General features: G+C 56.7%; 14 protein-coding genes. 8 read left to right on the plus strand and 6 right to left on the minus strand.

The features are described 5' to 3' along the window. Positions 1-32 precede the first annotated feature (32 nt). From IE089_RS03955 to IE089_RS03965, 3 genes are all read right to left on the minus strand, one after another. Entirely contained in the window at positions 33-1,163 is a 1,131-nt protein-coding gene (locus IE089_RS03955) for a saccharopine dehydrogenase family protein (RefSeq protein ID WP_189475344.1), read from the minus strand. Between the two features lie 116 nt (positions 1,164-1,279). Then, positions 1,280-2,815: an AMP-binding protein gene (locus IE089_RS03960; RefSeq protein ID WP_189475346.1), complete on the minus strand. Its 1,536-nt coding sequence runs from the start codon at positions 2,813-2,815 to the stop codon at positions 1,280-1,282. Next, positions 2,812-3,888 carry a saccharopine dehydrogenase gene (locus IE089_RS03965; protein WP_189475348.1) on the minus strand — a complete coding sequence of 359 codons (1,077 nt, stop codon included), beginning with the start codon at positions 3,886-3,888 and terminating at the stop codon, positions 2,812-2,814. The genes IE089_RS03960 and IE089_RS03965 overlap by 4 nt, the downstream gene beginning before the upstream one ends. A gap of 123 nt (positions 3,889-4,011) precedes the next feature. Here IE089_RS03965 and IE089_RS03970 point away from each other — a divergent pair, with 123 nt between their 5' ends. From IE089_RS03970 to IE089_RS03980, 3 genes are read left to right on the plus strand one after another with little or no spacing between them, the layout of a single operon-like run. Next, positions 4,012-5,334: an amidohydrolase gene (locus IE089_RS03970; protein WP_189475350.1), complete on the plus strand. Its 1,323-nt coding sequence runs from the start codon at positions 4,012-4,014 to the stop codon at positions 5,332-5,334. A gap of 25 nt (positions 5,335-5,359) precedes the next feature. Further along, the gene (locus tag IE089_RS03975; RefSeq protein ID WP_189475353.1) at positions 5,360-6,079 is read left to right on the plus strand and encodes an NUDIX hydrolase; all 720 of its coding nucleotides are present in this window, start codon (positions 5,360-5,362) and stop codon (positions 6,077-6,079) included. Continuing rightward, positions 6,076-6,741: a cytochrome b/b6 domain-containing protein gene (locus IE089_RS03980; protein ID WP_189475354.1), complete on the plus strand. Its 666-nt coding sequence runs from the start codon at positions 6,076-6,078 to the stop codon at positions 6,739-6,741. The genes IE089_RS03975 and IE089_RS03980 overlap by 4 nt, the downstream gene beginning before the upstream one ends. Positions 6,742-6,756: 15 nt before the next feature. Here the strand turns inward: IE089_RS03980 and IE089_RS03985 are convergent, their stop codons facing one another. Beyond that, entirely contained in the window at positions 6,757-7,767 is a 1,011-nt protein-coding gene (locus IE089_RS03985) for a zinc-dependent metalloprotease family protein (protein ID WP_189475355.1), read from the minus strand. Between the two features lie 197 nt (positions 7,768-7,964). Continuing rightward, a complete protein-coding gene (locus tag IE089_RS03990) occupies positions 7,965-8,441 on the minus strand; it encodes a c-type cytochrome (RefSeq protein ID WP_189475356.1) in 477 nt (158 codons plus the stop codon). 185 nt (positions 8,442-8,626) lie between these two features. On the opposite strand from IE089_RS03990, the gene IE089_RS03995 reads away from it, so the two are divergent. Further along, positions 8,627-10,342 (plus strand): FAD-dependent oxidoreductase, encoded by a 1,716-nt coding sequence (locus tag IE089_RS03995; RefSeq protein WP_189475357.1) that lies wholly within the window; start codon positions 8,627-8,629, stop codon positions 10,340-10,342. 9 nt (positions 10,343-10,351) lie between these two features. Here the strand turns inward: IE089_RS03995 and IE089_RS04000 are convergent, their stop codons facing one another. Continuing rightward, positions 10,352-11,284, minus strand: a complete 933-nt coding sequence (locus IE089_RS04000) for a LysR family transcriptional regulator (RefSeq protein ID WP_229802573.1) — start codon at positions 11,282-11,284, stop codon at positions 10,352-10,354. 100 nt (positions 11,285-11,384) lie between these two features. Here IE089_RS04000 and aptA point away from each other — a divergent pair, with 100 nt between their 5' ends. From aptA to IE089_RS04020, 4 genes are all read left to right on the plus strand, one after another. Continuing rightward, positions 11,385-12,722: an omega-aminotransferase AptA gene (gene aptA, locus IE089_RS04005; RefSeq protein ID WP_189475358.1), complete on the plus strand. Its 1,338-nt coding sequence runs from the start codon at positions 11,385-11,387 to the stop codon at positions 12,720-12,722. A gap of 58 nt (positions 12,723-12,780) precedes the next feature. After that, positions 12,781-13,977, plus strand: a complete 1,197-nt coding sequence (locus tag IE089_RS04010; protein WP_189475359.1) for a CaiB/BaiF CoA transferase family protein — start codon at positions 12,781-12,783, stop codon at positions 13,975-13,977. 636 nt (positions 13,978-14,613) lie between these two features. Next, positions 14,614-14,934, plus strand: coding sequence for a VOC family protein (locus IE089_RS04015; RefSeq protein WP_189475362.1), 321 nt, complete (start codon positions 14,614-14,616; stop codon positions 14,932-14,934). Between the two features lie 175 nt (positions 14,935-15,109). Further along, positions 15,110-15,589, plus strand: coding sequence for a GFA family protein (locus IE089_RS04020; RefSeq protein ID WP_189475365.1), 480 nt, complete (start codon positions 15,110-15,112; stop codon positions 15,587-15,589). Positions 15,590-15,923 lie beyond the last annotated feature (334 nt).

Here is a 15,923-nt window from a genome sequence, read left to right on the forward strand (position 1 = left end):
ATAGGTTGATCGATAGACGCACGTCGAGCGCTCTACGCCAACTTGCGATGCGTAACCGCATCACCTTGCACCGCCAGCGCGTCGAACCAGCGAGCGATGGTTGCCGCATCGGCAGGGGCGGCAGAAACACCTGCAGCCATTCGGTTGTTGAGCACGTCTTCAACGGCATAGCTGACCGGCAGTGAGACCAACCTGGCCATGGCAGAGTCTTCTTCGTTACCTACCACATCGATCACGCTGGCCTCGTGGAATTGCTGCCCGTCAGCGAGGGTGGCTTCCAACTCTACGCACAGTACAACCCGGTCTGCCTCATGTTCGGCGTAGGCATAGTTCTGCCATAAGTGCTCACTCAGACGTGCCAGGTCTTCATCGCTGGCGCCCCTGTCCAGCGTCGCAAAAATATCTGCCCAGGCATCGGTCCATCCAGGCAGCCGAAGCGTGCCGCGCACAAACTCTTCGATGTGCCAGCCCGGGTCAAAGTGATAGGCCAATATAAAAGGCAGTGAATCGCGATTGGGGTAGGCCTCGAACTGTTCGTTACCCCAGGGCATGTCATAGCGGGAGATAGCCTCCCAGGGTTTGCTGCTCTGAGCGACCTCGCCACCCTGAATACACTGCGCGGGTGTTTTCAGGGCACGCAATACACCCAACGGGGACCAGCTGAATTTGTAGCAAAAGTCATTGGCTTGTGCCGGGAATCCACCGCACCAGGAGCGAAGGGCGACACGTGCACCTGTGCTGTCCAAACCGCTGGCTCGCAGATTGCCGACCAGGCGGTGCGCCATCAGGTGGTCCAGTCCGGGGTCCAGGCCGACCTCGTTAACCAGGCACAAGCCCTTTTGCGCAGCATCGTTGTGTAGCGCATTCATAGCCGGCGACAGGTAGGAGCTGGAAACAAAGTGGGCACCGCTTTTGAGTGCGAGCTTTGCGATGGTGGGGTGCCAGTCTGCGGGTAGCATGGATACCAGCACGTCGCCCGGCTTCAGTGTCTCTGCCAGTGATTCAAGGTCCAGGGCATCGACCTTGCCGGGACTGCCGCGCAAAATCGCATGGGCCTTGTCCGGCGTCCTGTTCCACAAATGTAGAGTAAACGGTCCGGATGCCAGGCGCCTGATGCCCGGGCCGCTGGAGAGGCCCGCGCCCAACCAGTGGATTGTTGCCATACTGCTATCTCCTGAACGGTGTTACGCGGTTTTGCGCAACCAGTGTACCTGCAATCGACGGCGGCGGCGTCGATCAGCGCCGCCAGAGCAACAGCGTTGACGGTCGCTGTTTTCGTTCATCGGTCTTCCCGGCTCTTATTGAGATGTTCGCGCAGTCGGTTCTTCTGCACCTTGCCCATGGCATTGCGGGGTAGGGCGTCCAAAAATTGAATCTGCTTTGGCACCTTGAAATTGGCCAGTGCTTCGCGGCAGTGGTCAGTGACCTCCTGCTCCGTGACGCTACCATCGCGTACAACGAAGGCCACACCAACCTCTCCAAAATCAGCATCAGGTCTCGCAACCACAGCGGATTCCTTAACGGTGGCCAGTTGGTTGATCACCTGCTCGATCTCAACGGGATAGACATTGAGGCCACCGCTAATAATCATATCTTTGCTGCGACCAACCAGGGTGATGTAACCGTCGCTGGAAATAGATGCGGTATCGCCAGTGTCAAAGAAGCCGTCAGCGGTGAATGCCTCGGCATTTTTTTCAGGTAGCCGCCAGTAACCGGTGAATACGTTAGGTCCTCGTACCTGTAAGTGCCCCGGCGTGTTCTCGGCGGTCTCTTTACCCTCATCGTCCACAACGCGCAGGGAAACATCGGGTAGTGGCAGGCCCACAGTACCGGGTCTGCGTTCACCCCGCAGCGGGTTGCTGGTACTCATGCCGGTCTCCGTCATCCCGTAGCGTTCCAGGATGCGATGCCCTGTGCGTTGTTCAAACGCGTGAAAAGTGTCGCTCAGCAGCGGAGCTGAGCCGGAAATGAACAGGCGGATCCGCTCGCAGGTATCAGCTGAGAAATCTTCCTGCGCTAGTAAGCGCGTGTAATACGTTGGGACGCCCATCATGACGCTGCAATCGGGCAGTGCTTGAACAGCTTTCCCGGCCTCAAAATGAGGCAGCCAGAACATGCGTGCACCGATGAGAAGGGCGCAATGAACCGCAACGAATAGACCATGAACATGGTAGATCGGCAGCGCGTGTAGCAGGCAATCGTCGGCCTTGAATCCCCAAAGCTCGATGAGTGCTTTTGCGTTGCTGGCCAGGTTTTGGTAACTCAGGCAGATGCCCTTGGGCTGCCCGGTAGTGCCCGATGAGTACAGCAAAGCAGCCTGCGCTTTGTCACCCTCCACGACAGAGCCGTGCTCGGGTGCCGGCTGTGAGTAATCCTGTGGCGCCAGACCGTTGGCCCTTTCCATGAGGCTGCCATTACCATGACGATCAAGCGTCAGTATCGCGGCGCTGCCGTCAGCGCCCAGCCCTTGTTCAAAGGTTTTACAGGCCTCAGGGTCACAGACCACTACGGCAGGCTGTGCATCGCCAACAAAGAACTGGATCTCCGACGGGGTGTAGGCCGAATTCAGGGGATGGAACACCAACCCGGCACGAAGGCAGCCCAGATACAGGCAGAGCGCCTGTGGTGTTTTTTCGACTTGAACGGTTACGCGGTCGCGGGGCTTAGCACCCGACTGCAACAGCACGCTGGCTAAACGCTGCGACAGTTGATCGGCTTGCTCATAGGTGAGCAGGGTTTTGTGCGAATCTACTAGCAGTGGTTCCTGGCTTCGTTCAAGGAGTTGCGCGCTGATTGCCGACCAAAGTGCGTTCATGATGCCGCCCGGCTGTGCTGGTGATACAAGGTTCTGGCGCGCTCCCAGATACGGTTGCCGGGCTCATTCAGGCCGAGCAACACGGGTAGTAATTGCCTGCTGTAGTCTTCGCTGGATTCTCGCGGCAGCAGGGCGGGCAAATGATCAATAGCGATAAGATCCAGCGGCTGTCGGCCATCACCCAGCGAGATAAGCGGTTGCTGCAGTGTTGTGCAGCGTTGGTAGAGCGGCAGCGGATTGTAATCGCCGTAGGGGTCGCAGCTCACGTCCGCAATCACCTGCAGGCGTTCTGGCGCGTCTAGCATGTCCGGGGTCAGGAATGGGGGCATCGCCTCTGAGACCAAAACACAGTTGACCAGGATGTCATGCGACAGGATCTCAGCGAAGGGGCCGCCCGCGGCAGTTTCTGCCATGTCCCAGTCTGTGTGTTGTATTTCCAGGTTATCAGCGAGGGCTCGTGCGCCACTGCCCACTCGTCCGCCTGCGCCAATAATCATCAGCTTAGGTGACTGCACCTTCACGATGGGGTCATCGATTGCTGATCGGAGCTCTGCCAATAAGGCTGAGCGATTGTTCCAAGGGGCAAGCGGTTTCAGTGCAGGTGCAACGCCGCGCTGTTGATTTGCCCAGGCGAGAACACCTAGCGCCGCGCCAACGTAGCCGGCCCAGTAGCCGAAGGCCGCGAGCCGCCGATCAGCGTCGTCAACCAAATACTCCAGGTCCAATAGTTCACCATCGCCACGGCGAAACCGGGATAACAGTGATTGCCAGCCCTGCTGCTGTTTATAGGCATGTGCGAAGTAAATGTGTCTGCCAGAAATCGATTCGGGCAGCTCCGGTAACTCCTTCAGTCCCAATATGTAGGTATGCTCCGGAGCGCGCTGCCATTGGCCTGCTTCAACCAGATGACAGCCCGCTTCTGCGTATTCTTGGTCGGGGATGGCGGACTGGTGACTGCACTCAACCGTCACCTGAAACCCGGCATCGATGAGCGTTCGGGCATCTTCAGGTGCAAGAGCGCGGCGAGCTTCTCCGGCCTTGGTTTCGGCGCGCAGCCAGATGTGTGTGCTCATGCGGGAAATCATTCTGGTGACTGGGGGGCGCAGTGTAACGCAGCTCCGGTTCGGGGTCCTTTGCGAGGCGACTATGCTCTGATAGCCTCTCGGCTATGCTGTGAAATAGGAAGGACAACCACCATGCTGCGATTGATGACCAAACCTTTGGCGCTGGGTGCACTGATATGCGCACCCTTGCTCGCCTCTGCTGACGACCTCGCCGATGCGATCCAGAAAGATTACGACGATTACCTGGGTGAGCTGTTCGAGCACTTTCACAGCAACCCCGAACTGTCCTTCATGGAAAATAAAACCGCAGAACGTCTCGCTGCGGAGTTTCGCGAAGCCGGCTTTGAAGTCACAGAGGGTGTAGGTGGCACCGGAGTCGTGGCGCTGCTCGAAAATGGGCCCGGGCCGCTGGTGATGATGCGTGCTGACATGGACGGTCTGCCCGTTGAGGAAAAGTCAGGTTTAAGCTACGCATCCAAAGCCAAGCAGGTCGACTGGAACGGCGATGAGACTTACGTGATGCATGCCTGCGGGCATGACGTTCACATCACCAGCCTCGTGGGCACAGCCCGTCGCATGGCTGCACAGCGGGATGATTGGTCCGGCACCTTGATGTTGATAGCGCAGCCGGCTGAGGAGCGTGTCGCGGGAGCCAAAGACATGCGCGAAGACGATCTCTGGGAACGCTTCGGTCAGCCCGACTATGCCTTGGCCTTCCATGTGAGCTCCGAGATACCAACAGGCAAGCTTGGCGTGACCACGGGTTCCCCATACTCAGGCGCGGATACCGTCGATATCATTGTGCACGGCGTTGGCGCGCATGGCGCCAGCCCTCACCGAGGCGTGGATCCTGTGGTTCTTGGCAGCCAGATCGTATTGGCATTGCAAACCGTGGTGTCGCGCGAGCTGCCACCGCGAGAGGCGGGAGTGATTACCGTGGGTGCCTTCCACGCGGGCAGCAAGCACAACATTATTTCTGACAGAGCTCATCTGCAGCTGACGGTGCGCAACGATAACTTTGAATCGCGCGACCTGCTGCTGGATGGGATCCGCCGTGTGGCACAAAACATGGGCCGGGTAGCCGGCTTGCCGGATGACAAATTGCCCGAGGTCATCGTCTCGGACGAGTCGGTGCCGCCGACCATCAATGATGGCGAACTGACACAGCGATTGATGGATACCTGGGGTAGCCGCTTCGGTCAAGACGTATTCCAAAGGGGGAAACGTCAGGGCATGGGCGCAGAAGACTTTCCCTTCTTCACCAATGACCCCTACATCCCCAGCACCTATTTTGCCGTGGGTGGCACACCACAGGCCGACTTTGACAGGGAGGCTGCCGGCGGCGAGCCCGTGCCTTCACACCACTCACCGCTGTTCAAGATTACACCGCGACCCGCAGTGACACTGGGTACGGAAGCCACCGTGGTTGGCCTCATGGATCTGATGGGCAAGTAAAGCGACTAACAGCGGAAATCGAACGATGTCAGAAGTAGCACCGGCGCGTCCCGCCAGTACTGTCGTGTTGCTGCGCAATAGCGCAGGCTGCATGGAAACACTGCTTTTGAAGCGTAACAAAGCGTTGATGTTTGCCGGGGGGTTGTGGGTGTTTCCTGGCGGAGCCCGTGAGCCTGCAGACATCGAGGCCGCTAATGGCGATTTGAATCAGGCTGCGCGTCTGGCTGCAGCGCGCGAGGCGGAGGAGGAGTGCGGGCTGCGCCCGGCTCTCGCCGATATGGTGCAGCTCAGCCACTGGACGACACCGGTGGTTGAGCCCAAACGCTTTGAAACCTGGATCTACGCAGCACCACTGGCAGAGGAAGATCGCGTCACCATCGACGGCAGCGAGATTCACGATGCGATGTGGCTGCCGGTGGCAGAAGCGGTCGCTCAGCATGAGGTCGGTGAGTTGGGCATGCTGCCGCCAACCTATGTCACGCTACGCGCACTCATGGCGTATGACAGCGTTGAGGCAATGGTAGAGCGAGAGCGCGCTATCACACCGCCCGAGGTATTCCCCGTCTTTGCGCAGGCTGGTAATCAGATGGTGGTATTGTTTCGCGGTGACGCGGGTTACGAATCTGGTGACGGTAACCGCGAAGGGCCGCGTCATCGTGCGGTACTTAACGGTGAGGTTTGGGCCTATCAGCACGAAGGCGTTGACGCCGCATTTCCACCTTTCATCACTGAGTCGCAACAATGACCCGGAGCGGCGGCTCTCACACCCTGTGGGACTGGCCCGTTCGCCTGACTCATTGGCTGTTGGTGGTGCTGTTGCCCCTTGCCTGGTGGACCTCCGAAGAGGGTGAAATGGAATGGCACGCGCGCGTGGGTTACACCATCCTTGTTCTTGTGGTTGCGCGACTTATCTGGGGCTTGCTGGGGAGTCGTCATGCGCGCTTTACAGATTTTCTAGCCGGTCCCCGTGCGATCATTAATTATCTGAGCACCGGAGGCTCACCGACGCTGGGTCACAATCCGCTCGGTGCCTGGTCGGTGATTGCGCTTCTGGGTTTGCTCTTAGTGCAAGCCACCAGCGGCTTATTCAATACCGATGACATCTTGTTTAACGGACCGTTCTACTACGCGGCCAGCAGTGATGTGCGCAATTTTCTTGGCGAAGTGCACGTGTGGGCCTTTGACGCGTTACTGGTGTTTGTAGCACTGCATATATCGGCGATTGCTTATTATCAGCTGGTTAAGCGCGAGGCTTTGATCCGGGCGATGACTGCCGGTTCGGCGAACGGCAAGACGGGTGTCGAGTCCCCCAAGCCGCTGTGGTGGGCAGTGTTGATATGGACAGCGCTGGGCCTGTTGCTGTGGTGGGGGATCAGTCAGGCGCCCAAACCGCCCCCCCTTTGGTAGAGCGGCGGGAGTACCTTAGTCGATAACTTTTGGCGGCGGCGCCGCTACCCTACGGCGTGCATTGTTAAGTGCCTGTGGACCAAAATTGAGTTCAGCGAACAGCGCCGCAGTCACGGCTACTTCTGTCAGCGCCTTCGACGCATTGGCCTTTTCCTCATTACCCATTGCAGTGCCGACTGCGCTGCCCAGGTTCAGCTGTGGCGAGCTGTAGAAGGGCACGCGCTCATTGCTCTGTGAGCCCTGCGACATAATGGTAGACACGCCAGTTTGGAGGTCAAAGAAACCGTTTCCATACGGTATGAAGGCGCCGTCGCCGGGTTCCCCGTCGTGCCCGAGTCCCAACATATGCCCGAACTCGTGAGCCGATGTGTCCTGGTTGAGAGCATCATTGGTATCGTCTGAACATGCAGTTATACCTACGGCAGGCCAGTAGCTGCTGAGCCCCAGCGCTGCATAGCCGCAGCTAGGTTCAGTGGGTCTGGCTTCGCCATTGATGACGGCCAATACCGCATCGGCGTTGTGCTGTTGCGCGATGTTGCGGCTCTTGTTGTTGATGAAGTAGTCATCGTAGATATCACTGACGGTGGCAAAGCCACTGAAGTCCACGAACTCAATGTGCGCAACGATGACGCGCAGAGGGACGGCGGAACGCGCGAGGGCATCATTGATGCGGCGAACTTCCCGAGTTGCGCGGCGCCAGGGGAATGAGAAACCCTCCGTTTTTGCGGAATCTACCTGCAATACGATATCCAGTGTCGGCAGACCATGGGCACTGAACAGAGGCAGTGCCTCGCGAAGGGGCGCTCCGCCACCGCACACCACTGAGGTATTGCCGCTGTTACATTGGCTGGCACGACCTACGGTAATCGGCAGCTTCACTGCCTCCTCACGCTGTAGGGGCGTTTGCTGGTACCAGTGGATGTTATCGGCGCCCTCGTAATTACCCCGGGGAGCGTCAATCGGTACCTGTGCCAGAGCGGGTAGTGCGGGGCCAAGCAAGGCCGCACAGAGCCAGCGAAGTTTCATAGCAAGTGCCTCGTGGTGATTCTGGGTCGTAAAGAACGACTTTGAGGCAACCTTAGGGTGTCCTGCCGACTCGCACAATGAAAAGGTGAAAAGTAGGGTTACGTGAGGGCCGCAAATGGCTGAAGTGTGCGCTGGTGCGCACCATCGCTAATGACCGCGCGCCCGGGGCGGGCGCAGCAGTGAAGAGGTAGCGAGGGTTAGTAGAGGTAGTCTTTTGACTTGTACTCGTCGTGGCAGGCTTTGCAGGCCTTGCCGGTATCGCCGAAGGCCGCTTTGATGGCGGCTTCGTCACCGGCATCGGCCGCATCGCTCAATGCTTCTGTGGCTGTCTGAAGATCAACCAGTTTCGCCTCGAAGTCATCCATGTTATCCCAGATGCCCGGTTTGGCGCGGGTAGTGCCCTTGTCAGTGCCAGCAGCAAAGCCGCGCATAACATCCAACTCGGCAACATCATCCAGATCCTCGGCAAAGCGTTTGAACTGCTCCGCATCCCACGGCATCTCTCCCTTGAGCATGGCACCCATCGGGCCAAAGTTCATGGCCATCAGCGCGAAGATGGATTGGCGATAGGATTGCATGGGCTCTTTGTCGTCGAAGTGAGACAGGGCCAGCGGTGATATGGCAATTGCCGCCGCTGAGGCCAGTGAGACCAATAGTTTCTTACCGTGATTCATAAGTCTGTCCTTATTGTTGTGGCCCGGGCCTGCTCAGTCATCCCGGCTCGGTAAAAAGCCTACGCGATGTCGTTGTTACTGGTTCACGATCAACATGTTGAACTTGAACCCATTAAGCAACGGCACCAGGCTAGCGCAGCCAGCGCTTAGGCTAACATAGCCGCTGAAGATAAGGGGGCAATCCTATGAGCGCGGAACAGGCGTGGGATTACAGTTTTGATGTAGTGGTCGTTGGGTCTGGCAACGGTGGCATGACAGCCGCCCTGTGTGCCTATGAAATGGGCACCCGTGATGTCCTGGTTGTGGAAAAGTCGGATCTGTATGGCGGAACCAGTTCAATCTCGGGTGGAGGTGTATGGATACCCTGTAATCGTTACGCCAAGGCGGCGGGTGCAGAGGATTCCGTCGACAAAGCGCGCACCTACCTGAAGCAACTGATCACTCCGGAAGAGGTTCCGGATGAGCAGTTGGAAGCTTATTTGGAGAACGGCCCCAAGATGGTCGACTTCCTGCATGAGCGAACCCGCGTGCGGTATGTAACGCTGCAGCACTATCCCGACTATTACACCAACCTTGATGGCTCGATGGAGGGACATCGCTCAATGGAGCCGGAGACGTTTAACGCCAGCGAGTTAGGTGAGGAGTGGCGCTACCTGCGTCGCACGCATCCAATGATGCACCTCGGCGGCGTGATCGGTATTACACAGGTAGAAGCGGCCGTTATGGTCGGGCAGCAAGCCGGCTGGTGGAAGTTTGCGGCCAAGCTAGTGCTGGATTACATCACTGACATCCCTTGGCGATTGAAAGACAAGTTTCATCGCCGCTTGGCCACCGGTTGTGCGGGCGTTGCAAGATTACGCGCCTCGATGCTGGACCGGGATATTCCCCTTTGGCGCAACACGGCGATGACGCGTGTGATCGACGAGGAAGGTAAGGTTGTCGGTATCGAGGTTCAGCGCGATGGCAAGACCCTGCGCATTCAGGCGCGCAAGGGTGTGGTACTTGCTGCTGGCGGGTTCGAGCACAATCAGGAGATGCGCGAGCAATACCTGCCCAAACCCACTGATCACCGCTGGAGTGCCGGTACTCTGGACAACACCGGTGATGCGATTCGTGAAGGTCTGCGACTAGGCGCCAAAATGCACCGATTGGACGAAGCCTGGTGGTGCAACACATTGTCTGTGCCTGGAGAAGACCAACCCCGTTTGAGCGTGATGGAGCGCTCTTATCCCGGATCCATTATTGTTAACCCGGCTGGCCAGCGATTCAGTAACGAGTCGCAGAATTACATGGCCTTCCAGCAAGAGACCTTCCGTCTGCACAGCGAAGAGAATCCGCTGCACCCCACCTGGCAAATATTCGATGCGAATTTCCGTGCGAATTATTTTGTGGGGCCGCTGTACAACAGCAAGTTCCGACCCGATTGGGCAGTGCCCAAGCAGTACGAAGAGGAGGGCTTTTTTGCCAAGGCCGACACTGTTCGCGAGCTGGCCCTGAAAATCAACGTTGACCCGGATGGCCTGGAAGACACTGTCCGTAAAATGAACGAGTACGCCAGAACAGGCGAGGATCTGGACTGCCATCGCGGGGAGTCCGCTTACGACCGCTACTACGGTGACGCCCGGGTAGAGCCGAACCCGTGTCTGGGGCCCGTCGACAAACCGCCGTACTACGCGGTGAAGATCGATCCGGGCGATTTCGGCACCCAGGGTGGCATGGTGATCAATGCCAATGCGCAGGTGCTGCACGAAGAAGGCCACGTTATTGAAGGCCTGTACGCCACGGGTAACTGCAGTGCGCCGACATTGCCCTGTTACCCCGGTCCTGGTGCGACGCTGGGCCCAAGCATGACCTTTGCCTACCAGGCGGCCAAAGCGATTACTGGCTACAGCGACAGCTAACCGGTTGCTCTATTGCGGATGCGTCCCTAGCAGTGCCGCAAGCATCGCTGCCACTATTCGATTTGGTGGCGGTGTCTGCCGCAATATGGCACTGAACTGGCACTGATAATGAAACTGGTCAGGGCGAATCCTGGCCATTAACCCGTCGCGCTCAAAACCGTGTGCGTAATGGTCTGGTAGGTAACCCAGATACTTTCCTGAAAGAATCAAATGCGCCACTGCTTCCTGGTCGAAGGCGGTGGCGTCACGCCGCTGCTCAGCCCGCCGCGTTACTTCCATGTTGGGGGAGTGATAGCCGATACCCACGTAGGGAGAGGCGCGCACCGAAGCCGTGCTTGCGCTGTCTCGCTTACCGAACAGCGGATGATGGCTACCGCAATACAGGTACATCTGTTCCGTGAACAATGGGTGATAGCTCAGTGCCGCCGAGGGTCGATGGTCGGGGATAATGCCGATATGGTAGCGGCCATCGAGCACGCCACTTTCAATGTCATTGATCGTCGCCACGTGCAACTGAGGGTGAACGGCAGCGGCTTCGTCGCTAAAGGCAGCCAGAGCCTCGGCGATATGGCACGCGGGGTTGGTGGCCGTCTTGTCGAACAGCGCCAGGGCAATAGTGCCCGTTAGGCGCAGTTGTAGGTCATCAACCTCGTGTCGAAAGCCTTCGATAGCGCCCAATAATTTCAGGCCGGCCTCGTGCACTCGTTCACCCTCGTTGGTGAGCGCAAAACCTCCGCGCCCACGCCGGCACAGAGTCATGCCCAGGCGCTGCTCCAGGTCTTTGATGTGGCGCGAGATGGTGGATCGACTGATATTGAGTTCCAGCTCTGCCGCAGCGAATCCGCCGCAGGCCACAACGGCGTTGAAGACGCGCAGCAGGCGCAACTCGCTGTCACCCACATTTCCCAGCAGGGCTTTCCCGGCCATAATGCTATCCGCCATTAAGTGTCATATATTGCAACTTTATATTCGTAAGTTGTTATTTATGCAACACAGATAAGGGCGTAAACTTTCGCTTTTATTGAATGCCCCGGAGACAGCGATGACTCAGATGCCCCACACGCAAAACCTGACACGTCAGGAATTAGAAGCCCACTGGATGGCTTATACCGGCAACCGTCAGTTCAAGGACGATCCGCGCATGATCGTGGCGGCCGAAGGCGCCTATTTCATCGACGATAAGGGCCGACGCATTCTTGATGGTCTGTCGGGCCTGTGGTGCACAGGAGCCGGGCATAACCGTCCCGAGATTGCCGAGGCTGTGAAACAGCAGCTGGAGACTCTGGACTACTCGCCCGCATTTCAGTTCGGTCAGCCCAAATCCTTCCAGCTCGCCAACAAACTCAAGGCAATGACGCCGGAAGGTCTGGACTACGTGTTCTTTACTAACTCTGGCTCAGAATCCGCGGATACATCGCTGAAGATGGCGCGGGCGTACTGGCGCCTCAAGGGCCAACCCACCAAGACAAAACTGATCGGTCGTGTAAAGGGTTACCACGGCGTGAACTTCGGCGGTATCTCGGTAGGCGGCATCGGCCCGAACCGTAAGATGTTTGGACAGGCGGTTGATGCCGATCACCTCGCGCACACCATCTTGCCGGAAAATGCGTTTACACGCGGCATGCCCGAACACGGTGCGCACCTTGCGAATGAGTTGAAGGAGCTTATTGGACTGCACGATGCTTCCAACATCGCGGCAGTGATTGTTGAGCCCATGGCGGGCTCTGCAGGCGTGATTCCGCCTCCCGTGGGTTACCTGCAGGCACTGCGCGAGATCTGCGATGCTAACGACATACTGCTGATCTTTGATGAGGTGATCACAGGCTTTGGCCGCTGCGGCGCCATGACCGGCGCTGATGCCTTTGGCGTGGTTCCTGATATCATGAACATCGCCAAGCAGATGACCAATGGCGCTATTCCGATGGGGGCGGTGATCGCCAAATCGGAGATTTACGACACCTTTATGGCGCAGGGTGGTCCGGAATACATGCTGGAATTCCCCCACGGCTATACCTACTCTGCCCACCCCGTGGCCTGTGCTGCGAGCCTGGCTGCTTTGGATATTCTCGAGCGGGAACAGCTGCCGGAGCGAGTGGCGCAAATGGCGCCGTACTTTGAAGACGCCCTGCACACGCTGAAGGGTTCTCCCTACGTCAGTGATATCCGCAACTATGGGTTTGCCGGCGCAATGACCCTGGAAGCTTACCCCGGTGAGCCCGCGCGCCGTCCCTATGAAGTGGCAATGCGACTTTGGGAGAAGGGCTTCTATGTGCGCTACGGCGGCGACACTTTGCAGTTGGGTCTGCCCTTCATTATCGAGAAGGAAGAAATCGACAGCCTGGTATCTGCCATCGGTGACGCGCTGAAGGAAAACGCCTGATCGCATCCGCCACTAGGGCGTGCTTAAATCAGGGCCTTTTTTACGCTAAGGGCGTCACATGAGCAATACAGCTAGGCCACTGGATGGCCTGCGCGTTATCGAGCTGGGACAACTTCTGGCGGGTCCTTTCACCGGCACTATCCTAGGCTACTTCGGCGCCGAGGTGATCAAGGTGGAGCCGCCCGGTGGCGATCCTATTCGTGGCTGGCGTGAGGTGAAGGGCGGAACCTCACTTTGGTACCGCAGCCTAGGCCGTAATAAGAAGAGCGTAACCCTGGATCTGAAGTCCGAACGCGGGCGCGAGTTGGTCATGCAGTTGATCGACAGCGCGGATGTATTGGTAGAGAACTTTCGCCCGGGTGCGCTGGAGTCATGGGGTCTGGCCCCTGACCAGTTACGCGAGCGCAATCCGAAACTGATTGTCGCGCGCATATCGGGCTATGGCCAAACCGGTCCCTATGCCAACAAACCCGGCTACGCCTCAGTCACCGAAGGCTTTGGCGGCTTCCGCTACATCAATGGAGAGCCGGGAAAACCGCCTGTGCGGCCAAATATCTCTATGGGCGACACGCTCTCTGCTATACACGCCGCGCTTGGCATTGCGCTCGCCGTGATTCAGCGATCACAGTCTGGCAGTGGCCAGGTTATCGACGTTGCCTTGTATGAATCCGTCTTCAACTTAATGGAAGCCATCGTTCCCGAATTCGATGGGGCAGGTGTGGAGCGTCAGCCCTCCGGCACCACGGTGACAGGGATCGTGCCAACCAATACCTACGCATGCGCAGATGGGCGTTACGTGGTGATAGGGGGCAATGGCGACTCGATTTTCAAGCGCCTGATGACGGTCGCTGGCAGAGCCGATATGGCGGAAAACCCTGCCATGGCGAGCAACGCGGGACGGGTGCAGCACGAGGCTGACATCGATGCCGCGTTGGCTGCCTGGTGTGAAACTTTGCCTGCCGCCGAAGTCATAGCATTGCTGGAAGAGGCTCTCGTACCTGTGGGCCCTATCTACTCAGTGGCCGATATGATGTCGGATCCTCACTATCAATCCCGCGGTCTGTTTGAACAGGTCGAGATCAACGGCGAGCCGTTGAAGATTCCAGCGATCATGCCCAAGCTCTCCGCTACACCTGGCCGCACGGACTGGCCGGGCGGGCCAGTAGCCAGTCACGCTGACTATGTGTTGGGTGAAGTGCTTGGGCTGGATGAGGCAGCCATCGCCGAACTGCGGGAGCAGGGCGTTACGGCGTAGGTCGTCGTTTTACTCGCTGAATCTTTACCGCTAAGCGCGGTTGCAACAGGCAACTCGCGACGTCCGCTTTCGCCTAATTGCGGACCTTTTGCTATGGTTTGTCGAACGTCCGCTTTCGTCCACAGAGCTGCCGCTCACGAGAGCGAGTTTTCTATGCACAATTACTGAGCCCAAATAGTGGGCTTTCATGAGCCTCTACACTTATAGGATGAGCAAGAAGCAAAGTTTCAAGTCGACTCCAGAGTCGTGGAAAAGGGATGTCCAAGCACTTTGGTTGCCTCTGCTCCTGGCTATTTCTGGTTGGTCCCTTTACACATTTAATAAGAGCGAGTTTGTATTTAACGCTGCCCTTTACGCTACTATTCTGTCTGTCTTTGCTTTGGTTAGGGTGCTGTTTGTTCACTTATTCCATTGGGGTGAGTCACAGCCGTTACCTTGGTATTCGTCCCCTTTTATTTTCATTGTTCCGGCGCTACTCACATGCTTCTACTTCATGTTTTGGTAGCTCATAAAAAGCACAGGCTGTTTGTGACGCCAAACTGCTGAGCGCCAAGGCATACTGGCGAGCGCCCAGCTTGAAGCGTGTATGTCTGCTTCTGGCCCCTAAGCTATCACTCAGATTTAAAAAGAATTCCAATGAAATTTAATCATGTAGGCATACCAACACTAGAAAAATTTGAGGGTGAAATTGATTTGCCTCATTTAAAAATGACGGTTTCTGATCATGAAAACAATCCCTTTGGTATTCAGTGGCAAAGGTACTGGAAAGATGCACCTTATCCAGAGCTTGTTAAATCTGTGCCTCATGTCGCTTTTGAAGTAAGTGATTTAGACGATGCATTGAAAGGGCAAAAGATAATCATTCAACCCAATTCACCCAGTGACGGTTTAACAGTTGCGTTCATAGAAGTTAATGGAGTCCCAGTAGAATTAATGCAGTATGACAAAAACACATGACAAGCAAAGGCAGCATCGCCGTCGGGCTGGACGCTCTAACGCGCGCTCGTTGCTTCGAGCATTAACAAGTGTCCGCTATTGGCCCCTTAGCTGCCGCTCAGATTAAAAAAGGCATTCGATGTACACTGACTATTTCGACATATCTAGCCGTTATGCGTTTGAGCATGGGTGATTCATGATTAGAGGAAGCTGTTTGTGCGGGGCCGTAAAGTTTCAATTGCTTAAGGCAGTTGGCCCGTTTGAGATGTGCCACTGTAATAGATGCCGAAAGAAGAGCGGCAGCAGCAACTTAAGCATGGTAGGTGTGGTAGCCGAAGACTATCAACTTTTATGCGGAAAAGAACAGATCTGCGCCTACTCAGCCCCCATTCTCTATGCTGCGCCAGCATATACTTCCTACTTCTGCAAAACTTGTGGGAGTCCCACACCACCAGATGTGGTTTCCGATTTCTTTGAAATACCGGCCGGTTTGCTTGACGATTCTCCCGGTATCAAACCGGACAGACATATTTTTACCGAGTTCACGCCCGAATGGGACGAGATCTCAGATGAACTACCACAATACACGCTCAAACAGTTATACAGGCTGCGGCATGGAAAGGATCTTCCTCCAGAAACAAAGATAAAATCGCACTATGATGTGGACAACGCATAACAAGTCAAGGCACTCGGACGTCAAAATCGCTGCGCGTTTTTGCCGCCCGTGCTTGAAGCGTTAAGTGTCCGGAGAGTAAGTGCTACTATTTTTCGTCGGTGCAGTAGTTGTCCTGCTTTTTATTGCTTTCGTGGCAACGCTACTGACAATGCAACTCAACGGAGGCCGAAAAGTTGCGATATGTGCGGCCGTTTATACCGTGCTTTTCACACCTTCGTGGGCCCCAGCAACAATAGTGGCTGTGCCAATGCCTTTTGGTGTCATGTTAGGAGTCGGCGCTCTCACCGGCGCGCCTAACGAAATAGTCGATTTACTGCTGATGTTTTGGTGGTGG

Source organism: Parahalioglobus pacificus (assembly GCF_014652275.1).
Classification (GTDB): domain Bacteria; phylum Pseudomonadota; class Gammaproteobacteria; order Pseudomonadales; family Halieaceae; genus Parahalioglobus; species Parahalioglobus pacificus.